The organism is Flavobacterium sp. TAB 87, assembly GCF_001529295.1.
Taxonomy (GTDB): domain Bacteria; phylum Bacteroidota; class Bacteroidia; order Flavobacteriales; family Flavobacteriaceae; genus Flavobacterium.
Window position 1 is genome coordinate 46,506 of the sequence record NZ_LLWK01000029.1, and the last position, 21,082, is coordinate 67,587.

The following is a 21,082-nucleotide window of genomic DNA, read 5'->3' on the forward strand; positions in this document are numbered from 1 at the left end:
CACTTTATTACTTGCTAAAATGATTGCTTTTTAGCCATGCTTCGCAAGCTTGTGTCCAGTATTTGCTAGTGTCTTGAACGCCTAAGCCAAAACCGTGGCCTCCTTTTTCGTATATGTGTATTTCTGCTGGAATGTTATTTTTCTTTAAAGCCAAGTAATAATTGATGCTATTTTCTACGGGAACTGCATTGTCATCTGTGGCGTGAACCAAAAATGCGGGCGGCGTGTCCTTGGTAACTTGCAACTCTCCTGAATATTTTTTCACCATTTCTTCAGAAGGCGATTTTCCTAATAAATTTACTCTGCAGCCTAAGTGCGTAGTTTCTTTATTCATAGAAATTACGGGATAAATCAAGAGCGAAAAATCAGGTCGTGCACTTATTTTGTTTGTAGTATGATAAACAGAATCAGCAAAATGAGTTGCTAAAGTGGCAGCAAGATGACCGCCAGCGGAAAAACCCATTATTCCTATTTTTTCGGGATTAAGGTGTAATTCAATAGCCTTGCTACGAATGTAACGCATGGCTTCTTGTGCATCTTGTAATGGTGCGACAGTTTTGTCAGTCATGATCACGTTACTAGGCAAACGGTATTTTAAAACAAAAGCAGTAATGCCTAAAGTATTTAACCATTCGGCCACTTTAAAACCTTCTTTGTCTATCGCTAAATGAGAGTAACCGCCACCAGGAAAAATTAGAACTGCAGTTCCATTGGCAATTTCTTGTTTGGGAATATAAATTGATAAAGTCGGAATCGACACCAATCGAGCACTTTTTAAAGTTCCGTTTTCTGATTCGTGTTTTTCTACATAATCTTTATTTTCGATGCTATTTGGAATAGCATTTTCCCATAAAGGAATTGTTTTCATTTGTGCGTTCATTGTTGAGATTGCAGTTGTTAGTAAAAGAATAAACAATACATTATAGAGGGAGAATTGTTTCATTTTTTATTTTTGGGCAAGTTAAACTATTTTTTAAAATTTATTTGCTGTGTTTTTTAAAGAAGGAGCTAGTTAGTTATTGAATGTATACTGGTTTTAAAAATGAAATTAGTACTACTTATGAAATCCTTTAGGTCGTAAAACTTTTATTTTCTTTAATGTAAAAGTAAAACAGAATATTAGACTATGTCTTCTGTGTTTATAGAGCTTCATGATTTTCAATTTGCATTTGTAAAGCAATACAAAATGAAAAAGGCTTTGTTTTTACAGACTCGAAAAAACAATATGTAAATGCTTTGGTTTTTTCTAACTTTGCATCATGCCAAAAGAACTTTTATTACAGGTTTCTCCAGAAACTGCCGCCAATGAATCGATGCTTAAAGAGCAGTTGTCTAAAGAATTAAAGATAGCCGCTGCCGATATTCAACATGTTAGTATTTTAAAAAGATCTATTGATGCGCGTCAAAAAGCAGTCAAATTCAATTTAAAAGTAAGTGTTTTTATGAAAGGGGAATCATTTGTTGCGCAAACAATTGAATTACCAATTTATAAAGATGTCTCTAATGCGCAAGAAGTACTTGTTGTAGGCGCTGGGCCTGCGGGACTTTTTGCCGCTTTGCAATTAATAGAGTTAGGATTGAAACCCATATTAATTGAAAGAGGAAAAGACGTTCGTGGTCGTCGTCGCGATCTAAAAGCAATTAATCGTGATCACATCGTGAACGAAGATTCAAATTACTGTTTCGGCGAAGGAGGAGCAGGGACCTATTCGGATGGTAAACTATACACACGTTCCAAAAAGCGCGGAGATGTCACTCGAATTTTAGAGTTGTTAGTTGCTTTTGGTGCCACTCCAGATATTTTGGTAGATGCGCATCCGCACATTGGAACCAATAAATTGCCGCAAATAATTGAAGACGTTCGAGAGAAGATCAAAGAATTTGGAGGACAAGTGTTGTTTGATACTCGCGTAATAGATATTCTATTAAAAGATAATGAAGTGCAAGGAGTGCTTATTCAAGATGGAACAACTATCGCAGCCAATAAATTAATTTTGGCGACTGGACATTCAGCCCGTGATATTTTTCAATTATTAGATAGAAAGAAAATTTTAATAGAAGCAAAGGCCTTTGCTTTGGGTGTTCGTGCAGAGCATCCGCAATCGTTAATCGATCAAATACAGTACAGTTGCGATTATCGAGGAGACCATTTACCGCCAGCGCCTTACTCAATTGTAAAACAAGTGGGTGGTCGTGGTATGTATTCTTTTTGTATGTGTCCCGGCGGTGTAATTGCGCCTTGTGCGACAAGTCCAGGAGAGATAGTTACGAACGGATGGTCGCCTTCCAAACGCGATCAACCCACAGCGAATTCTGGAATTGTAATCGAATTAAAATTAGAAGATTTTAAACCATTTGAAAAACATGGGGCCTTGGCCGGAATGGAATTTCAAAAAAGCATTGAGCAAAAGGCATGGCATTTGGCTGGTGAAACCCAAAAAGCGCCCGCACAACGAATGGTTGATTTTACGCAACATAAAGTTTCAGCCGACATTCCAAAAACATCATATGTTCCAGGCACCACTTCAGTAGAAATGGGAGCAGTTTTTCCTGGGTTTTTATCTCAAATTTTAAGAGAAGGTTTTACCGAATTTGGTAAGTCTATGCGTGGGTACCTGACCAACGAAGCAATTTTACATGCGCCCGAGAGTAGAACATCTTCTCCAGTGCGAATTCCGAGAGATAATTTCACCTACGAACATCTTCAAATTAAAGGATTGTATCCTTGCGGAGAAGGAGCGGGCTACGCTGGCGGAATTATTTCGGCTGCTATCGATGGTGAAAAATGTGCACTAATGATTGCTCAAGCACTGCAAAATAAAATTTAGTTTTAATACTATAAAAAAAGGAGTTAAAATTTTTAGTTTCAGCTCCTTTTCACTTTAAGACTTCTTCATTTTATCTTTAAAAACCTTTTCAAACTTATCTAATTTTGGCTGAATTACCATTTTACAATAGGGCTGACTTTTATTGTTTTTATAATAATCCTGATGGTAATCTTCGGCTACATAAAATTTTCCAATCAGCGCTATCTCCGTAACAATCGGATCGGGATATACTTTGGCTGCATTCAATTCAGCAATAACGCTTTCCGCTGCTTTTTTCTGGCTCGGACTGTTGTAGAAAATCACAGAACGGTATTGAGTTCCTACATCTCCGCCTTGTCTGTTCAGTGTAGTTGGATCATGAACGGTAAAAAACACTTTAAAAATTTCATTAATATTGGTTACCGTTTTGTCGTACGTAATTTGTATCACTTCGGCATGACCCGTTCTTCCTGTGCACACTTCATCGTAAGTCGGGTTTGCTTTCTGTCCTCCTGAAAAACCAGAAACCACAGATTGCACGCCATTTAATTGTTCATAAACAGCTTCGACGCACCAATAGCAGCCACCGCCAAGCGTTATCGTTTCTAAGTTCGCTCCTTTTGGACTTATTTTTAATTCTTTCGATTTTTGGCCACAAGCACTAACAGATAGCGCTAAAAGACCGAGTATAAATAGTTTTTTCATTTTTCTTTTATTTAGTATCTGGTACAAAGTCCAAGGCAATCGAATTCATACAATATCTTTTTCCTGTTGGAGGTGGGCCATCATTAAACAAATGTCCTAAATGTCCTTCGCATCTGCCGCAAAGGGCTTCGGTTCGTTCCATACCTAAGGAATTATCTTGTTTGTAAATTACACTTTTCTTGTTTTCTTGCTCAAAGAAGCTTGGCCAGCCGCAACTACTTGCAAATTTAGCACCAGATTTAAAAAGCAAATTTCCACAAGACGCGCAATAATATGTTCCCTTTACATCTGCGTTCCAATACTTGCCCGTAAAAGGACGTTCGGTGTCAGCTTCTCGCATTACGGCATAAATGTCATCGGATAAAACTTTTTTCCATTCGGCATCAGTTACATTCAGTTTTTTGGTGTCAGTATTTGAATAATAGGGATTGTTTTGTTTCTCAATTTTATTTTCCATCATTGTTGTTTTTTTTGTCTGATTATTTTGTCCGCACGCTTGTAGTACAAAAAGAGGAATAATAAATAGAAAGTTAAAAAGGATCGATTTTGTTTTCATAATTACTAGGATTTTTTCGTTTGCGGTCGCTTATATTTTTTGGATATCATTGTAATTTGTTGGATTAACTTACAGTCCAAACAGCAAAGTTTTTATGTTTCTTTTATATACGTCAAAAAAGAAGTTTTGGTTTTTATACTATTCTTAGATCACTAAAAAACAACACTGTTTTTCAGTCATGTAAAGGTATAAATTTGAGTATTAACGCCTTAGTTAAACTTATCACAAACTTTATATAGCCTTTATAAATGGTTCTTTTTTCGTATTTTTGTTAGTAACAATTATGATCTATGACAGAAGAAAAAGTAATCCTTGTTAATACCAATGATGAACCAATCGGATTGATGCCAAAATTAGAAGCGCACGAAAAAGCAGTATTGCATCGTGCATTTTCGGTATTTATTTTGAATGATAAAAAAGAAATCATGTTGCAGCAAAGAGCCGCTCATAAGTATCATTCGCCCTTGCTTTGGACCAATACGTGTTGCAGTCATCAACGTGAAGGAGAATCCAATATCCAAGCAGGAACCAGAAGACTCGATGAAGAAATGGGTTTTACCGCCGATTTAAAAGAGTTATTTCATTTTATCTACAAAGCACCCTTTGACAATGGTTTAACCGAACATGAATTAGATCATGTAATGATTGGCTATTGCAATGAGGAGCCAAAGATTAATCCAGAAGAAGTAGAGGCTTGGAAATGGATGAAAATTGAAGATATTAAATCAGATATGGTTACAAATCCGCAAAAATATACCATCTGGTTCAAGATTATTTTTGATAAATTTTATCATTTTTTAGAAGATCACACTATTTAAATCCCAGATATGAGAGTTACTATATCACGAAAAGCCCATTTTAATGCAGCGCACAGACTCTATCGAAAAGATTGGTCTTTTGAGAAGAATGATGCTGTTTTTGGAAAATGTAACAATCCTAATTTTCATGGACACAATTACCAATTGACCGCTAGTGTTACCGGTAAAATTGATGTCGAAACTGGATTTGTTATAGATGTTAAAGATTTAGCGAACATAATATATGAGGAAGTCGAACTTCCTTTTGATCACAAAAATCTAAACTTAGATGTACCTGAATTTGAAAATTTGAATCCAACAGCCGAATATATTGCAGTTGTGATTTGGAATAAAATAAAAAAAAGATTACGAGCCGATTTTGATTTAGAAATCGTCTTATATGAGACAGAACGGAATTTTGTAACCTATAAAGGAGAATAGATGTCATTGAAAATAGGAGATATAATACCCAACTTTAGCGCAAAAGACAATCACGGAGATGTCTTTGAAAGTAAAAGCGTAGTGGGGCGAAAACCATTGGTAATTTATTTTTACCCTAAAGACAACACGCCAGGATGTACAACAGAAGCCTGCGGATTTAGAGATCAATACGAAGACTTTAAAGATTTAGGAGTAGAAGTAATTGGTATCAGCAGTGATAGTGCAAAGTCACATAAAAAATTTGCAAAAAAGTACGAACTGCCTTTTATTTTATTGTCTGATAAAAGTAAAGACATTCGCAAGTTATTTGGAGTTCGCGATCATTTGTTCGGGTTAATTCCGGGTCGAGTGACATATATTGTGGATAAGAATGGAGTTATTGTTATGGTATTTGATAGTATGAATGCTTCTAAACATATCGAGAAAGCTTTAGAAACACTTACCGAATTTGTATCGTAATTATAGAAAATAGTACCACATTTTTAGAATATTTTTTTTCTAATTTGTAAAAAATAAATATCATGAGCAATACCTTTTATCCCTTACAATTTCATCCCATTTTAAAAGAACGAATTTGGGGCGGTGAAAAATTAAAAACACTATTTAATAAACCAATTACTTCAAAAATTACTGGGGAAAGTTGGGAATTATCTACGGTAGAAGGAGACGTTAGTGTGGTGACACAAGGTTCTTTTGCAGGGAAGTCATTAAGTGCTGTTATCGAAGAGTTTCCTAATGAAATTTTAGGAGCTGCTGTTCATGAAAAATTCGGAAAACAATTTCCGTTATTATTTAAATTTTTAGATGCTCGAGAGGATCTTTCGATTCAAGTGCATCCAAATGATGAACTGGCAAAAAAGCGACACAACTCTTTTGGTAAAACTGAAATGTGGTACGTCATGCAAGCAGACAAAGATGCTCGTATTATTGTTGGATTTAAAGAAGATTCAAGTAAAGAAGAGTATGTCGAAAATTTAGAAAACAAGACATTGCTCTCTCTTTTAGATAGTGTAACAGTTAATGTAGGTGATGTTTTCTTTTTAGAAACAGGAACAGTTCACGCCATTGGGGCTGGTTTGGTCATTGCCGAAATTCAGCAAACTTCAGACATTACGTATCGTTTGTATGATTTTGATCGTAAAGACGCCAACGGAAATACTAGAGAATTACATGTAGAGTTGGCTTTGGATGCAATTAACTATAATAAGGTAGAAACGAAGAAAGAATACACCACCACCATTGATCAATCGAATACTATGGTTGATTGCCCTTATTTTACCACCAACTTTATTCCTTTAAAAAATAAAATTAATGTAAAAAAGGACGGAGCTTCCTTTACCGTTTATATGTGTGTCGAAGGATCTTTTGAAATAGAATTTGAAGGACAAAAGCTATCCTATAAAAAAGGGGATACCGTACTAATTCCAGCAGCTCTTAATGAGTTTGGTATCAGTGGAAATGCTTCAATTTTAGAAATTTACATTTCATAGTCAGTAATAGAAAGATTATGTGTACTTTTGCAGTCGAAATTTAATAAAGATAAAAATGGCAAACGTTAAGAATTTAAAGAAAGATATCAATTTTGTATTAGCAGATATTATTGAAGCAGTTTACTTGTTCGAAGTATCAACTTCAGGAAATCCTACTCCAGAAACGAACGCTATCATTGATGAAGCTATCGCTTCTTTTGATAGTTTGATCACAAAAGTGAATCAAAAACACGTAGAAAATAAAAAAGTTCACTTCAAACAAATCAATGTTGAATTGGAACAAACTGCAAATCAATTGATTGCTAAAATCAACGAATTGTAATTAAAAAAAACGATAAAAAAGTGTAAATTTATTTTGGAAAAACGAAATTCCCGCTTATATTTGCACCCGTAATGAGTCGCCAGCGTAGCTCAGTTGGCTAGAGCAGCTGATTTGTAATCAGCAGGTCGTGGGTTCGAGTCCCTCCGCCGGCTCAGAGTTTAAAAACCATCATAGAGATATGATGGTTTTTTTTATGCCTGATTTTTATGCCAAATTGGCCTCAAAAAAAAAGACGTATTACAACTGTAGTACGTCTTTTAAATAAGTTTTATAAAAGTATTATTCCTGCTTTTTGATCTCTTTAATATATTCGGTTAATTTTTTACCGTAAAGCGATTCTGCGACCTTTGGTGCCATTGATTTTTGAATGGTATCTAAATACTTAATGTTGATGTCGTAAATCTCAGATAAAGCAATATAAGGTGCAATTTCGTGACTGGCGTTGTTTATGGCAAAGTTTGTCGCGTATAAATATTTACGTTTAATATTTGATTGCTGTCTAGCAGTTAAGCTGTCAACTACATTTTGTCCCTGGTATTTAATCGCTTTAAACTTTTGTTCTACTAATGTCAAACTTTCGTCATTAAAACGAGAATTCATTTTCTTGTACTCTTCATATAGTTCTTGATTTTTTGAACCCGTAATTTTTGCGTTCGTTAAAAATCCATCCAAATTGGTTTCGATTTTCATTTCGCCTGGTTCAGCAAAAAACAAAAGATTATTATCCATTGAGTTAGTTACTCCTCGATCTAAAAACAAGTACAGCATTTCTGGTGATTTTAAATCAAGATTGGCTTCAAAACGAGAATCTCCATCAATTAAAATACTGTCGATGATCACTAAATTAGTATCGATTACACGTTGAATATACAACGTTCCTTTTTTTAATCCTTTAATGTCACCTGTCAAGTGCAAGTTGTCTTTTGAAGGTGTTTTGCTGCACGAAGCTAAGAGTATTACAGATACCAATGCAATAATAGTTTTTTTCATTGTCTTTTTAAATTTCGTGCAAAATAGAGAAAATTGTTGAAAAGAAACTATTTGCGCAACTGATTTTATAAAAAAAATACCGAACTATTTTTAGTTCGGTATTTTGTCAATAAGCGTTATTTTTAGCCTTTTAACCACGCCTCACGCAATGCATTTTTACTGTTATCGGTTGCTTTGTAGCTGCCGCTGTTCTCATAAGGTAATTTTACTTTTCCTTTGATCGTCTGTTCTTTTTTATTTCGAATAATTTTTACAGTAATCGGGTCGTTTTCTTTCCAAGTTTGACTGATAGTTATTAAATCATAAATATTTTCTAAAGAATAGGTAACATCATTAATTACTAAAATTTCGTCACCTCCTTTTAAATCTAAGTTCGTGAAAAAGTCATTCAGTTCGATTGCAGGAATCACCATTATTGCTTTGGTTTGCGGGTTTATAGTAATGTATGGCTTTTGGCCTTTCAAAAATACATTTCCTGGTTTCTTGATTACTGATGGAGTAACGCCGACTTTTGCAAAGTAAGTATCGTATGCAATTGGAGTTGTTCCAGAAACATGTGCCTTTAAAAATTCTCCTACTTCAGGATAGGTTAATTCTGTGATTTTTGCAAACAGATCAGCATCATTAAAGGCTTTGTGAACTCCATATTCCTTAGATAATTGATGCATCAAATCTAGAATGCCTTTTTTGCCATTACTTTTTTCTCTAATAATAAGATCAATGCACATCCCAATTAAAGCACCTTTTTGATAAACGTTTAAATATTGATCTTTATAGGGTTGCTCTAGTACATTTTTACTCATTGTGGTAAACGACATCGTGTCGTTCATTGCATTTGCTTGCTCTACTTTTTCGGCCATGCGACCGTAAAAATCATCATCGGTAATTAATCCTTGGTTGATTTGAAATAGATTTGCAAAATATTCGGTTACACCTTCGTACATCCATAAATGCTCTGACATTTTTGGAGCATTGTAATCAAAGTCATGAATTTCTTTCGAATGAATAGTTAATGGCGTTACGATATGAAAAAATTCATGCGAAACAATGTCCTTTAATGACTTTAGTAATTCTTCTTGTGGCATCATTTCGGGTAAAACAACAGTCGTCGACGTTGGGTGTTCTAAAGCGCCAAAACCTTTAGCGTCGTCTGCTTTTGTGGTCGATAAATACAATAAGACGCTGTACTTTTTTGTAGCATCAATAGAACCCAAAAAGTTTTTTTGCGCCGTCATCATTGTTTTCATTTCTGGCGTGATACTTTCCGCAGTAATTTTTCCGGTTGGAGAATACACAGCAATTTGAATATTCATTCCATTGACATCAAAAGATGTGTAATCAGGTTTCGAATACATAATTGGATTCTCTACCAAATCGGCGTATCGAGTAGTAGTAAAAACGTCAATCGTATTGCTTGCGTCTTCATCTGTCATAGATGTTGCTCCCCAAAGTGTTTCAGGGTGAGTAATTGTAACCTTATACGGATTATCCAATTTGCCTTGTAAATAGCCAATAAAGCCGTGAGTATTCACTACAAAATTTGCGTTGGCTAAAATATTGGTTCCAGCAGGAGAAAACACATCGTCTTTCCCAAAACCTTGTCCTTTTTCAGTGTCAAAAGTGTCATTTACTAGGTAAGTTATTTTAGATAAGACTTTGGCGTTTTTGATAATCCAATTGTTTTCATCTGTTTTTGTAACTCCAAGCAAATTTCCTTTAGCATCAAATGCTTTTAAATCATCAATGTATCTTCCATAGTTGTCTTCAGAATAGGTTCCTGGGACTATTTTAGGGATACTGAACGTAATTTCTTCTGTCGTTATTTTTGGAGGAGTGACGGTTACGGCAACTTTATCTGCAATAACATCGTTTAAGTTGAGGTGAACCTGTACGATTTTGGAGGTTTTGCCAGCGGTAGAGACAGCAGCTGTTTTACAACTCAATAGCGATAACGAAAGGGCGAGTGTTAGAACAATTTTTTTCATAAATATAAGTTGGTTTTGCAATTGGTCTTGTAACACCGTTTTTTGTTACATCCTATTAGTTATAAAAAGAACAAAGCTCCTGAATAGGAGCTTTGTAAATTATTAGTCGAATTTGTTTTTTATATAATACTTACCATCCAAATCCTCGTCAAAATCATCAATTTTTACAGGTTTTGGTTTTGGTTTGCTTCCGAGCGCTTTTTTCTTCCACATCTCAAATTTTTCAGCGGGCATCTTCTTTTTCATAATCTCGAGAATTTCTGTGTCAGAAAGTCCAAATTGTTTTTTTATGATTTCAAATGGATTTTTCTCTTCTAGAGCTAAAGCTACTACCTTCTCTGTTTCGTCCCAATTCAATTCTTTTCGGTTACTCTTTTTCATCACGTGAAAATTAATTCAAATTTGTGTTTAATGATTAATATATTGATTTTCAATTTACATACCAATATTAATAAAAATAATAATCACTTCACAGCTTAAACACCTTTTTTTTATTCTTTTTTAATAGGTAGTGCCGTGCGTTGTTTTTTTAGCGGAATTTCTAATAACTTTCCGAGATTATTATGCTCGCTTTCTAGCATATGGGTATCTACTCCGTAAATTATTTTGTCGGTTGGTAAATAGGTAAATGTGCCAAATAATCGATCCCAAATCGAAAAAATATTTCCATAGTTACTGTCGGTATAAGGTAAGACATAATGATGGTGAATTTTGTGCATGTTGGGAGAAACGATACAGTAGCTTAATAGTTTATCTAGCTTTTTAGGCATGTTTATATTGGCATGATTAAATTGTGAAGCCACTACCGACAAAGATTGATACAAGAAAACCAACCACATCGGGCTGCCGACGATTAAGACACCTAAAGCAGTAAAGGCAAATCGAATTACACTTTCTCCTGGATGGTGTCTGTTAGCAGTCGTAGTGTCTATCCAAGTGTCCGTATGGTGAATAATGTGAAAGCGCCACAAGAATTTTATCTTATGTTCAACTAAATGAGCCAAGTAAGCACCGATTAAATCAAGAAGTAAAAGGCCGATAATGGTATAAAGTAAAAGTGACATTTCAGGAAGCGACTGTAAAATTCCGAATTGATGGGCTATCGTCCAATCGGCAGTTTGAAGTAATATAAATGCTAAAACAAAATTAATTAGAATAGTAGTAAACGTAAGAAAGAAATTGATTTTGGCGTGTTTCCATTTGTGATACTGCAGCTGAAATAAAGGAAAGTTGTTTTCGATTAACCAAAAAACAGTAATGCCACCCACTAAAATTAAGCTGCGGTGCAATGAAGAAATCGTGCTGAAATAGGATACAAGCTCATTCATACAACTACCATTTTAAGCGATTAGACAAACAAATTTGCGATAAGTGCTTCTTTAAAATAGTTTTAAAACTACGTATATAGAAACGCCCACCACATTAAAAGAACTTGCAACGGCAAACGCAACAATAAGACCCACTTAGGTAAACCAAAACTTGCTCTTTGCTCTTGAACCATAAATAGATTGGCCGGAAAAACAGCAATTAAAAGCGCTATAATTCCCCAAGCTGAATAAGTTGTAGTAGCAGGTACCGCTAACAAAATTCCTAAAATAATTTCAGCAAATCCGCTAAGACGATTTAATAATTTTGGATTGGGTAGGTACGACGGAATGATTTTTAGGTACATTCTCGGGTTTCTAAAATGATTTAATCCTGCAATTATATAAATTAGAGCCATTAAATAGAGATGCCAAGGTAAATTCATAATAGTAGGTTTACTACGAATTTAGCAAAAATAGCAACAGTATTTTACGAAGGGGTTAAATTTCTTTACCCCTTGTAGTTTTAATCAAGATGACTTTAGACGAATATTCATTAAAACAATAGCAAGAATTATTAAAACTATGCCCAGCCATTGTAAAAAGACCACTTGCTCATTTAGTAAAATGTAGGCCATCAATACCGATATTGGTAATTCTAGTGCCGAAACAATACTTCCTAGCCCAATTCCGGTTAATGGAAAACCCGCATTCATTAACATTGGCGGAATAATGGTTCCGAATAAAGCTAGAATGATTCCCCATTTTGCAAAAATCTCTAAATTAAAAGGGCTGATTTGTGTAACAGCAGCAAAAGTAAAAACAATTACAGCACCACCTAATAGCATGAATAAGCTACGTTGTGCCGAAGAAATTTCGGTTGCAACTCGGTTGGCTGTAAACATAGTAGTGGTAAAAGAAGCGGCTGCAAAAATCCCGAACACTAAACCGCGCCAATCTAGAGCGACTTCGTTTTGAAGAATGTTTGTCGCCAAAGCAGTTCCAATCAAAACTATGACCACGGCAAGTACTTTTTGTTTGGAAGGCAGCTTTTTATCCAAGAAATATTCTAATAAAACACCCATCCAAACCGTTTGCATTAGCATCACAATTCCGATAGAAACCGGAATGTATCGTACGGCCAAGTAGTAAAATAAACTGGTCATTCCCATTGATGTCCCTGCGAGCATCAAATGAAAAATATTTTTTGGACTTGCTTTTCGTCCTGCATTTTTATTTTTTATTTTTTGAAATAAATTGATCAGCAATAATCCAGTAATTCCTAAAACAAATTGAGCAGTCGTAACTTCGGCAGTTGTATAATTTTCATCATAAGCCATTCGTACAAAAGTTGCTAACATTCCGTAGCTTGAAGCGCCGATTGCTACAAGAAAAACTCCTTTTAAAACATTCGTTTTAGCCATTTTTTTTATTTTAAATGCGTGCAAAGATAAGCCATTTCTACTTGTTTAACGGATTGAAATTTTTATAAAATTTTAGTTTTCTAAAATATCTTTTAGCCTACTTGATTCAAAAAAAAATCCTGTAAGATTTAATCTTACAGGATTTAATAGTGATAAAGTTGGATAAACTTATTTAATCATTTCAAAACTACGTTTTACAAAAGCAGTTAGTGCCTCTCCTTTTAGTAAGTTTTGCGATAATTTAGCCAAGTCAAGCGCTTGTTTAACTAAGTGCTCTTGGTGTGTTTTGTCTTCGGTATTTAAAATGTTTGAAGCCAAATCAGAATTGGTATTTACAACCAAATTGTACATTTCGGGCATGTTTCCCATTCCGAACATTCCGCCACCGCCAGATTGACTCATTTCTTTCATTCTACGCATAAATTCTGGTTGCGTAATTATAAAAGGAGCTGCTTGGCTGTCCATTGCTTCCAATTGCACGGTATATGCTTTTGGAATGTAAGTTTCTAAAGAAGTTTTTAAATTTTCTTTTTCTTCCTCTGATAATTTAGAAATTGTTTCTTCATCTTTTTTGATCAGGTTATCCACATGATCAGAATCGACACGAACAAAAGTAATATCTGAATTGTCGCCTTCAATTTTTTGAATTAAATGCGAGATAATCGGAGAATCTAACAATAATACTTGGTATCCTTTGTCTTTTGCTGTTTCAATATAAGAGTGCTGTGCCTCTTTATTACCAGCATATAAAACAACAATTTTACCGTCCTTATTAGTTTGATTGTCTTTGATTTTTTCTTTTAATTCTTCTAAAGTAAAGTAGGTGTCGTCTACCGTTGGGTATAAAACGAATGCACCTGCTTTTTCGTAAAATTTATCTTCAGACAACATTCCGTATTCTAGAACTATTTTAATATCGTTCCATTTTGCTTCAAAATCAGCACGATTTTCATTGAATAGCGCTTTTAGTTTATCTGCAACTTTACGAGTAATATAGTTTGAGATTTTCTTAACCGCACCATCTGCTTGTAATCCAGAACGAGAAACGTTCAACGGAATATCTGGTGAATCAATCACCCCTTTTAACATCGTTAAAAATTCAGGTACAATTCCTTCTACATTATCAGTAACGTAAACTTGGTTTTGGTATAACTGAATTTTGTCTTTTTGAATTTGCAAATCAGAACCTAACTTAGGAAAATATAAAATTCCGGTTAAGTTAAATGGATAATCTACATTTAAGTGAATGTGAAACAACGGATCTTCAAATTGCATTGGATACAATTCTCTGTAGAATGACTTGTAATCTTCATCAGATAATTCAGTTGGTTGCTTCGTCCAAGCTGGATTTGGGTTGTTGATGAAATTATCAATTTCAACCGTTTCATTTACGTAATCTTCAGGAGCATCTTCTGGCTTTGGAAGTGTTTCTGTTTTTGTTCCGAATTTAATCGGAATAGGCATAAATTTATTGTATTTATTCAATAAACCTGCAATTTTAGAATCTTCTAAAAAGTCTAAAGAGTCTTCGGCAACATGAAGAATAATTTCTGTTCCGCGTGAAGTTTTGTCAGCTGGTTCCAAAGTGAATTCTGGGCTACCATCGCAAGTCCAATGTGCTGCTGGCTCATCTTTGTATGATTTAGTAATGATTTCTACCTTTTCTGCAACCATAAAGGCAGAGTAGAAACCGAGTCCAAAATGGCCAATAATTCCAGAATCTTTAGCAGAATCTTTGTATTTGTCTAAGAACTCTTCGGCTCCAGAAAAAGCAACTTGATTAATGTATTTTTCAACCTCATCCGAAGTCATTCCCAAACCTTGATCGATAATGTGGATCTTTTTACCTTCTTTATCTACCTTGATTTCAATAAACGGATTTCCAAATTCTACTTTAGCTTCACCTATGCTTATAAGGTGTTTGAGCTTTAGAGTAGCATCAGTTCCATTCGAAATTAGCTCACGTAAGAAGATTTCGTGATCACTATATAAGAATTTTTTGATTAAGGGAAAGATGTTTTCTACTGAAACATTAATTTTACCTGTTGTCATATTTTTTAAAATTTAAGTTTAACTTGATGATTCTCATCTAGTCAAATAGAATACCAATGTAATTGTAAATGACAAATTGTCGGAGGTGTTAATTTTGAAACAAAAAAAAATAATTTTTAAACAAAATCAAATTATTTGCAATGTACCTTTGTAGGAGTATTAATTATAAAATACCATAACAATGAAAAAAATTATTTTTATATGCATGATAGCGCTTTCGTTATTTGCATGCAAGTCTGCAGACCCAAATGCACTTTCTACAAAATTAGATAAGTCATCGCAAGTTGCAATTAAAGGAAACTGGATTTTAACTAGTGTAAGCTTTCCTGGTTCAGAATATATTAAAGTAACTTCTTTCGATATTGCTGACTCAAAATGTTTCGTTGGAAGTAACTGGAAATTTATTTCGAATAATAATAAAGGATCCGTTAGTTTAAATGTAGCTGATTGTACGGGATACGAATCTGCAATTGTTTGGAGTATTAACAAACAAGGTTTATTTGTATTGAAAGTTTTAGATGAAGGATTAAAATCTAAAAAAGTTAAAACAGGTTACCTATTAACTGTAGCCAATCAGACAGAAAATTCTTTTCAGTTGATCGACCAAATTACCGTTGGTGGGCAAGCAAAAAGCGTAACGTACCAATTTCAAAGAAATTAATTTAAATAAAGACAAAGATGAAAAATATTAAGATATTAGGTTTAAGCGCATTAATGATTTTTAGTGGTTTATTTGTAAGTTGCGATTCAGTAAAAAATGCAAATAACACTCAAAAAGGTGCTGGAATTGGAGTTGCTGCTGGTGCGGTAATTGGTGGAATTTTGGGTAACAATCTTGGTAAAGGTGGAAACACTGCTTTGGGAGCTGCAATTGGAGCTGCTGTTGGTGGTGGAACTGGAGCGTTGATTGGTAACAAAATGGACAAACAAGCGCGTGAAATTGATCAAGCATTGCCTGGAGCTAATGTAGAAAGAGTTGGTGAAGGAATTCACTTAATTCTTAAAGAAGATGCTGTTCGTTTTGATACTAACAAATCATCTTTAACTACTCAAGCTAAAGCAAATTTAGATAAATTAATTCCTGTTTTTAAAGAATATGGTGATACTGATATTCAACTTTTTGGATACACAGATAACACTGGTAAAGCGGAATACAACTTAAACTTATCTAAACAAAGAGCTCAAGCAGTAAAAACATATTTAGTTTCTAAAGGATTATCTTCTAGTCGTTTTAAATCTGAAGGTTTAGGAATTGCTGATCCAATTGCTAGTAATGATACTGCAGATGGTAGAGGTCAAAACCGTAGAGTAGAGTTTGCTATTACAGCAAATGATAAAATGGTACAAGATGCTAAAACAGAAGCAGCGAAATAATTTTCACTGTTCCTACATTACACAAAAAGCTGTTTCTACTTATAGAAACAGCTTTTTTTATGGTCCAAAAATTAAATTAAAGATTGTAATTTTGCAATTCAAAATAGTAGCATGTTAGCAGTTAAAAATATTTCGTTCACGTACACCGATAGTCCAGTTTTAAAAAATATTTCTTTTACCATTGAAAAGGGACAAAATATTTCCATCATCGGAGAAAGTGGTTGCGGAAAAAGTACTTTATTAAAGCTTATTTATGGTTTGTATGATGTTGATGAAGGATCAATTTCTTATGATGAAAAAGCCATTTTAGGGCCTAAGTATAATTTAGTTCCAGGAATGTCGTACATGAAATATTTGGCTCAAGACTTTGACTTATCGTTGTATGAAACCGTAGCCGAAAATGTGGGTAAATTTCTTTCGAATGGTTTTGCAAATATGAAAAAATTGCGCATTCAAGAGTTATTGGAAATGGTAGAGATGGACCAGTTTGCCAATGTAAAAGCGAAGTATTTGAGTGGTGGTCAACAACAACGTGTCGCTTTGGTTAGAGTATTGGCTTTGGAGCCAGAAGTGATTTTGCTAGACGAGCCCTTCAGTCAGATTGATGCTTTCAGAAAAAACTCGTTGCGTCGTAACTTATTTCGCTACTTGAAGCAAAAACAAATTACTTGTATTATTGCTACACACGACAGCACTGATGCCTTATCATTTTCTGATGAAGCAATTGTGATGCGTCATGGAGAAGTCTTGATCAAAGGCAATCCAATAGAAATTTATGAAAATCCAACTTCAAAATATGTAGCGTCATTGTTTGGCGAAGTAAATGAGATTGCAACACACTTATTGCTTCCTTACGAAGATGAGAGCCATAAAACGTTAGTATACCCGCATCAATTTGAGATGGTTTCGGAATCTAACTTGCAAGTAAAAATTAGAAAATCCTATTTTAGAGGTAGCCATTACTTGATTGAATCAGTGTATAAAAGACAACTTATTTTCTTTGAAAGTGAAATCGACTTACCAATAGACGAATCTTTTTTTATCGGATTGAATTATCTGTAAAAAAAAGAAAAGCCATAAACGCTGTAAAGTGTTTATGGCTTTTTTTTAAGTGTAAGTGGAGGTTAGTTTTTTAGGTATTTTTCTAAAAATTGATCTTCTTCCCACAGTAAATGTAAAATATTGTCTTTGGCAGCGTAACCATGACTTTCTTTAGGTAAAATTACCATACGTGCTGGTGCTCCAAGTCCGTTTAAAGCTTGGAAATAACGCTCTGTTTGCAAAGTAAACGTACCAGGATTATTGTCCGCTTCACCGTGTACCAAAAGAAGTGGTGTTTTCATTTTTTCTGCATTCATAAACGGAGACATTTCGTTATAAATTGCAGGAACTTCCCAGTAATTACGTTGTTCTCTCTGAAAACCAAATGGAGTTAAGGTTCTGTTGTATGCCCCACTGCGCGCAATTCCGCAGGCAAAAAGTTTAGAATGCGTCAACAAATTAGCAGTCATAAAAGCACCATACGAGTGTCCTCCAATGGCTACTTTTTTAGTGTCAATATATCCTAGCGCATCAACAGCATTAATTGCTGCCGAAGCATTGTCAACCAACTGCTCGATAAAAGTATCGTTTGGCTCTGTGGTTCCTTCTCCCACAATTGGAAAAGCAGCGTCATCTAAAACAACATAACCGCGAGTGACCCAGTAAATAAAAGAGCCATAACTTGGAAAAGTAAATTCGTTTGGATTTGAAGTAACTTGGCCAGCAGAATTTTTGTCTTTATATTCTGTTGGATAAGCCCAAATTAATAAGGGTAATTTTTCTTTTTTTACACGATCATAACCAACCGGTAAATACAAGGTTCCAGACAACTCCACACCGTCTTTTCTTTTGTATTTAATTACTTCTTTGTATACATTTTTAATACTCTCAAACGGATTTGCAAAGTGAGTTATTTGCGTTAGTTTGTTTTTTTGTCTGATGTTTCTAAAGTAATAATTTGGATAATCACTTTTAGATTGAATTTGTACCAAAACTTCTCCTTTTTTAAAATCTTCTATAGATAATAAACTTTCTTTTTTGTCAGTATAAGTTGAGGTATAGATTCGGTTTGTCTTTAAGGAATTTAAATCCAACTCATCAATAAAAGGAAATTGTCCTTTTTGCGTAAGTCCATCTCCAATTAAAAAAGCTTTGTTGTTTTCAATCGCTAATGTTTTTCTATTAAATTGATTTTTTCTAGTTTCGAAAGATCCTGGATCGGAATATACATCTTGTGAATTTCTATCCGAAATTATTTTTGGCGTTTCTCCTGGTTTCGACGGATTGATTACGTACGTTTTGGTGTTACGAGTGTCATACCAAGAATCAAACAAAATCGCATTGGTTTCGTTACCCCAAATAATTCCTGCATAACGTTGTTGCGTTTTTACTAGTGCAGTTGGAGTGGCAGTAAAAGGAGCATCCCAAACAAATACCTCGTCTCTATATTCTGCTTTTTTAGATGAATCACCTTCATCCAAGGCTTCTACAAAATACAAAGTAGCAGGTTTGTCTGCACGCCAATTCATGTTCCTTTTTCCTTTACGTACCGAAGAAAATCCTTTCGGCATAATTTCATTTAAAGGCACTTCGTTTACGGTTTTAATTTCATTTCCGGCAATATCGTACACGCTACTAGTTTGTGGAAAACGATTTAAAGGAACGATATACGAAAACGGTTTTTTTAGCGTAGTCAACAAAACATATTTTCCGTCAGGAGAAAAGCTTTCGTCAGTGTACATTGCTGCATTTTTAAACAAAGTTGACTGTCCATTTAAACTTACTTTGTACAATTCAGACGTAGCAATACTTTCAAAGTTAGCCTCATCTATTTTGTTTTTTAATAAGTCAGGATACGTTCTGTTTTGTGATTTAGCACCATCAGAATTAGAAACAATCGGTCCTTTTGGTAAATCTTTCTTATTGTCTAATAAAGAAGGTTTGTTTTTCGGCAATATCGTAACTAAAATAGATTCGTTATCAGTAAACCAATTTATCGGATTTCCTAAATTCGCGTTGACAGTTGCATCGGTCAATCGAGTTGCTTTTGCAGTAGCAACATCAATAACCCAAAGTTCAACTCCGGCCGCAGTAGTATTGGTAAAAGCAATCTTTGTCTCGTTTGGAGCCCAAGTTAAATACGTGATCTTGGGATTTTCGGGTAAACCACTTACTTGAACATCTTTTGAATCTTTTATTTTTTTGATTTTAAGATTGTTCATATACGTTACCGTGTTCGAAATATTGGTAATGGGGTTGATGCGTAAACCACCTAAACGCAATTCATCTTGACTCAAGTCTTCTAATGTTTTATAAGTGCTTCTGTAAGATAAAAGCATGTACTCTTTTTTAGAATCCATACTAGCAGACGGCGCTCTTTCGAAATCTGCGAGCGCTAGGATAGATTGCGGTGGTTTTTGATAGGTTACATTTTCTTGCGCATAGCCAGCAAAAATGGTTGTAACAAAAAACAGCAAGGTTGATTTTAATTTCATAAACAGTTGGGTTTAGCTTTTGATTATATTGGACTAAATTAGTTCAATAAAGTTTAATAGCAATTGGTAAAATAAAATTTTAATAAACGTCTTTTAATCTGCTGTTTAAGAATTGCGCAGAAAAATAATTGAAAACCAAATATATCATTTTAATAATTTTGTAAACATTAAATCTGTAATTTCGAAAAAAACACTAAATTGTGTCTTTGCTTTTTAAAAGATGTTTAAATTTGCAATCCAATTTCTTAACGAATAAAATAGAATATGTATCATTCGAAAATAGCAGGTTTAGGGTATTATGTTCCTTCCAATGTGGTAACTAATGACGATTTGTCAAAGGTAATAGACACTAATGATGAGTGGATTCAGGAGCGAACAGGCATACAAGAACGCAGGTACATTGTACGTGGAGAAGACACGACCACCTCGATGGGCGTAAAAGCAGCAGAAATTGCGATCGAACGTGCTGGAATTGCGAAAGATGATATAGATTTTGTTGTTTTTGCTACTTTAAGTCCAGATTATTATTTTCCAGGACCAGGAGTTTTGGTACAACGTGATTTAGGATTGCGCACAGTGGGAGCTTTGGACGTGAGAAATCAGTGTTCGGGTTTTATCTATGCGATTTCAGTAGCAGATCAATATATAAAGACTGGAATGTATAAAAACATTTTGGTGATTGGTTCTGAAGTTCATTCGACCGGATTAGACATGACGACTCGTGGACGTGGCGTTTCTGTTATTTTTGGTGATGGAGCAGGAGCAGCAGTTTTAAGTCGTGAAGAAGATACGACCAAAGGAATTTTGTCAACACACTTACATTCGGAAGGGCAGCATGCTGAAGAGTTAGCTTTGCAAGCTCCAGGAATGGGTGGTCGCTGGGTAACTGATATTATTGCAGACAATGATCCAAATGACGAAAGTTATTATCCGTACATGAATGGACAATTTGTGTTTAAAAATGCAGTAGTTCGTTTTGCCGAGGTTATTAATGAAGGCTTAGCAGCCAATAATCTAGAAGTTTCTGATATTGACATGTTGATTCCGCATCAAGCGAATTTAAGAATATCGCAGTTCATCCAAAATAAATTCAAACTTTCTGATGATCAAGTGTATAACAACATTCAGAAATATGGTAATACTACCGCAGCCTCTATCCCTATCGCATTGACAGAAGCTTGGGAAAAAGGAAAAATTAAATCCGGAGACACTGTTGTTTTAGCTGCTTTTGGTAGTGGTTTTACTTGGGCAAGTGCCATCATAAAATGGTAGATAAAATACTATAGTAATGTTAAAACC

The 21,082-nt window shown here is 34.6% G+C and carries 21 protein-coding genes and 1 tRNA gene; 11 read left to right on the forward strand and 11 right to left on the reverse strand.

From position 1 onward, the window contains the following. Positions 1–7 precede the first annotated feature (7 nt). On the reverse strand, positions 8–943 hold the full coding sequence (locus AP058_RS02565; RefSeq protein ID WP_066306629.1) for an alpha/beta hydrolase: 936 nt from the start codon (positions 941–943) through the stop codon (positions 8–10). Between the two features lie 316 nt (positions 944–1,259). Between AP058_RS02565 and AP058_RS02570 the strand changes: the two genes are divergently transcribed. Then, the gene (locus AP058_RS02570; protein ID WP_066306631.1) at positions 1,260–2,828 is read left to right on the forward strand and encodes an NAD(P)/FAD-dependent oxidoreductase; all 1,569 of its coding nucleotides are present in this window, start codon (positions 1,260–1,262) and stop codon (positions 2,826–2,828) included. A gap of 54 nt (positions 2,829–2,882) precedes the next feature. On the opposite strand, the gene msrA is transcribed toward AP058_RS02570, so the two are convergent. Beyond that, entirely contained in the window at positions 2,883–3,512 is a 630-nt protein-coding gene (gene msrA / locus AP058_RS02575) for a peptide-methionine (S)-S-oxide reductase MsrA (protein ID WP_066306633.1), read from the reverse strand. Between the two features lie 7 nt (positions 3,513–3,519). Then, entirely contained in the window at positions 3,520–4,068 is a 549-nt protein-coding gene (gene msrB, locus AP058_RS02580) for a peptide-methionine (R)-S-oxide reductase MsrB (protein ID WP_066306636.1), read from the reverse strand. 290 nt (positions 4,069–4,358) lie between these two features. Here msrB and idi point away from each other — a divergent pair, with 290 nt between their 5' ends. From idi to AP058_RS02610, 6 genes are all read left to right on the forward strand, one after another. Next, complete coding sequence (gene idi, locus AP058_RS02585) at positions 4,359–4,886, forward strand: isopentenyl-diphosphate Delta-isomerase (protein WP_066306639.1); 528 nt, start codon at positions 4,359–4,361, stop codon at positions 4,884–4,886. A 9-nt stretch (positions 4,887–4,895) separates the two neighbouring features. Further along, positions 4,896–5,306 carry a 6-carboxytetrahydropterin synthase gene (locus AP058_RS02590; RefSeq protein WP_066306642.1) on the forward strand — a complete coding sequence of 137 codons (411 nt, stop codon included), beginning with the start codon at positions 4,896–4,898 and terminating at the stop codon, positions 5,304–5,306. Further along, positions 5,307–5,765, forward strand: coding sequence for a peroxiredoxin (locus tag AP058_RS02595; protein ID WP_066306644.1), 459 nt, complete (start codon positions 5,307–5,309; stop codon positions 5,763–5,765). Between the two features lie 62 nt (positions 5,766–5,827). Beyond that, positions 5,828–6,796, forward strand: a complete 969-nt coding sequence (locus AP058_RS02600; RefSeq protein ID WP_066306646.1) for a type I phosphomannose isomerase catalytic subunit — start codon at positions 5,828–5,830, stop codon at positions 6,794–6,796. A 55-nt stretch (positions 6,797–6,851) separates the two neighbouring features. After that, positions 6,852–7,118, forward strand: a complete 267-nt coding sequence (locus tag AP058_RS02605) for a hypothetical protein (RefSeq protein WP_066306648.1) — start codon at positions 6,852–6,854, stop codon at positions 7,116–7,118. 78 nt (positions 7,119–7,196) lie between these two features. Further along, positions 7,197–7,270: transfer RNA gene (locus AP058_RS02610), tRNA-Thr, on the forward strand. A gap of 127 nt (positions 7,271–7,397) precedes the next feature. Here the strand turns inward: AP058_RS02610 and AP058_RS02615 are convergent. The 7 genes from AP058_RS02615 to htpG all read right to left on the reverse strand — a co-directional run bounded on the left by AP058_RS02615 (position 7,398) and on the right by htpG (position 14,873). Beyond that, a complete protein-coding gene (locus AP058_RS02615) occupies positions 7,398–8,108 on the reverse strand; it encodes a DUF4369 domain-containing protein (protein WP_066306651.1) in 711 nt (236 codons plus the stop codon). A gap of 122 nt (positions 8,109–8,230) precedes the next feature. Further along, complete coding sequence (locus AP058_RS02620) at positions 8,231–10,093, reverse strand: peptidase M61 (protein ID WP_066306654.1); 1,863 nt, start codon at positions 10,091–10,093, stop codon at positions 8,231–8,233. 102 nt (positions 10,094–10,195) lie between these two features. Further along, positions 10,196–10,474: a DUF2805 domain-containing protein gene (locus tag AP058_RS02625; protein ID WP_066306656.1), complete on the reverse strand. Its 279-nt coding sequence runs from the start codon at positions 10,472–10,474 to the stop codon at positions 10,196–10,198. Positions 10,475–10,584: 110 nt separating this feature from the next. Further along, the gene (locus tag AP058_RS02630; protein WP_066306658.1) at positions 10,585–11,421 is read right to left on the reverse strand and encodes a sterol desaturase family protein; all 837 of its coding nucleotides are present in this window, start codon (positions 11,419–11,421) and stop codon (positions 10,585–10,587) included. A gap of 68 nt (positions 11,422–11,489) precedes the next feature. Beyond that, positions 11,490–11,843 carry a DoxX family membrane protein gene (locus tag AP058_RS02635; RefSeq protein WP_066306660.1) on the reverse strand — a complete coding sequence of 118 codons (354 nt, stop codon included), beginning with the start codon at positions 11,841–11,843 and terminating at the stop codon, positions 11,490–11,492. An 84-nt stretch (positions 11,844–11,927) separates the two neighbouring features. After that, a complete protein-coding gene (locus AP058_RS02640) occupies positions 11,928–12,821 on the reverse strand; it encodes a DMT family transporter (protein ID WP_066306661.1) in 894 nt (297 codons plus the stop codon). Between the two features lie 168 nt (positions 12,822–12,989). Continuing rightward, positions 12,990–14,873, reverse strand: coding sequence for a molecular chaperone HtpG (gene htpG / locus AP058_RS02645; RefSeq protein ID WP_066306665.1), 1,884 nt, complete (start codon positions 14,871–14,873; stop codon positions 12,990–12,992). A 181-nt stretch (positions 14,874–15,054) separates the two neighbouring features. Here htpG and AP058_RS02650 point away from each other — a divergent pair, with 181 nt between their 5' ends. The 3 genes from AP058_RS02650 to AP058_RS02660 all read left to right on the forward strand — a co-directional run bounded on the left by AP058_RS02650 (position 15,055) and on the right by AP058_RS02660 (position 17,309). Further along, positions 15,055–15,534: a lipocalin family protein gene (locus AP058_RS02650; protein ID WP_066306666.1), complete on the forward strand. Its 480-nt coding sequence runs from the start codon at positions 15,055–15,057 to the stop codon at positions 15,532–15,534. 17 nt (positions 15,535–15,551) lie between these two features. Next, a complete protein-coding gene (locus tag AP058_RS02655; protein WP_066306669.1) occupies positions 15,552–16,247 on the forward strand; it encodes an OmpA family protein in 696 nt (231 codons plus the stop codon). Between the two features lie 111 nt (positions 16,248–16,358). After that, complete coding sequence (locus tag AP058_RS02660; protein ID WP_066306671.1) at positions 16,359–17,309, forward strand: ABC transporter ATP-binding protein; 951 nt, start codon at positions 16,359–16,361, stop codon at positions 17,307–17,309. 62 nt (positions 17,310–17,371) lie between these two features. On the opposite strand, the gene AP058_RS02665 is transcribed toward AP058_RS02660, so the two are convergent. Then, entirely contained in the window at positions 17,372–19,783 is a 2,412-nt protein-coding gene (locus tag AP058_RS02665) for a prolyl oligopeptidase family serine peptidase (RefSeq protein ID WP_066306673.1), read from the reverse strand. Positions 19,784–20,047: 264 nt separating this feature from the next. On the opposite strand from AP058_RS02665, the gene AP058_RS02670 reads away from it, so the two are divergent. Beyond that, entirely contained in the window at positions 20,048–21,055 is a 1,008-nt protein-coding gene (locus tag AP058_RS02670) for a 3-oxoacyl-ACP synthase III family protein (protein ID WP_066306675.1), read from the forward strand. Positions 21,056–21,082 lie beyond the last annotated feature (27 nt).

Bases quoted from the DNA above. Each gene is read 5' to 3' on its own strand.
- AP058_RS02565 (WP_066306629.1), bottom strand. From the start codon at position 943: ATGAAACAATTCTCCCTCTATAATGTATTGTTTATTCTTTTACTAACA.
- AP058_RS02570 (WP_066306631.1), top strand. From the start codon at position 1,260: ATGCCAAAAGAACTTTTATTACAGGTTTCTCCAGAAACTGCCGCCAAT.
- msrA (WP_066306633.1), bottom strand. From the start codon at position 3,512: ATGAAAAAACTATTTATACTCGGTCTTTTAGCGCTATCTGTTAGTGCT.
- msrB (WP_066306636.1), bottom strand. From the start codon at position 4,068: ATGAAAACAAAATCGATCCTTTTTAACTTTCTATTTATTATTCCTCTT.
- idi (WP_066306639.1), top strand. From the start codon at position 4,359: ATGACAGAAGAAAAAGTAATCCTTGTTAATACCAATGATGAACCAATC.
- AP058_RS02590 (WP_066306642.1), top strand. From the start codon at position 4,896: ATGAGAGTTACTATATCACGAAAAGCCCATTTTAATGCAGCGCACAGA.
- AP058_RS02595 (WP_066306644.1), top strand. From the start codon at position 5,307: ATGTCATTGAAAATAGGAGATATAATACCCAACTTTAGCGCAAAAGAC.
- AP058_RS02600 (WP_066306646.1), top strand. From the start codon at position 5,828: ATGAGCAATACCTTTTATCCCTTACAATTTCATCCCATTTTAAAAGAA.
- AP058_RS02605 (WP_066306648.1), top strand. From the start codon at position 6,852: ATGGCAAACGTTAAGAATTTAAAGAAAGATATCAATTTTGTATTAGCA.
- AP058_RS02615 (WP_066306651.1), bottom strand. From the start codon at position 8,108: ATGAAAAAAACTATTATTGCATTGGTATCTGTAATACTCTTAGCTTCG.
- AP058_RS02620 (WP_066306654.1), bottom strand. From the start codon at position 10,093: ATGAAAAAAATTGTTCTAACACTCGCCCTTTCGTTATCGCTATTGAGT.
- AP058_RS02625 (WP_066306656.1), bottom strand. From the start codon at position 10,474: ATGAAAAAGAGTAACCGAAAAGAATTGAATTGGGACGAAACAGAGAAG.
- AP058_RS02630 (WP_066306658.1), bottom strand. From the start codon at position 11,421: ATGAATGAGCTTGTATCCTATTTCAGCACGATTTCTTCATTGCACCGC.
- AP058_RS02635 (WP_066306660.1), bottom strand. From the start codon at position 11,843: ATGAATTTACCTTGGCATCTCTATTTAATGGCTCTAATTTATATAATT.
- AP058_RS02640 (WP_066306661.1), bottom strand. From the start codon at position 12,821: ATGGCTAAAACGAATGTTTTAAAAGGAGTTTTTCTTGTAGCAATCGGC.
- htpG (WP_066306665.1), bottom strand. From the start codon at position 14,873: ATGACAACAGGTAAAATTAATGTTTCAGTAGAAAACATCTTTCCCTTA.
- AP058_RS02650 (WP_066306666.1), top strand. From the start codon at position 15,055: ATGAAAAAAATTATTTTTATATGCATGATAGCGCTTTCGTTATTTGCA.
- AP058_RS02655 (WP_066306669.1), top strand. From the start codon at position 15,552: ATGAAAAATATTAAGATATTAGGTTTAAGCGCATTAATGATTTTTAGT.
- AP058_RS02660 (WP_066306671.1), top strand. From the start codon at position 16,359: ATGTTAGCAGTTAAAAATATTTCGTTCACGTACACCGATAGTCCAGTT.
- AP058_RS02665 (WP_066306673.1), bottom strand. From the start codon at position 19,783: ATGAAATTAAAATCAACCTTGCTGTTTTTTGTTACAACCATTTTTGCT.
- AP058_RS02670 (WP_066306675.1), top strand. From the start codon at position 20,048: ATGTATCATTCGAAAATAGCAGGTTTAGGGTATTATGTTCCTTCCAAT.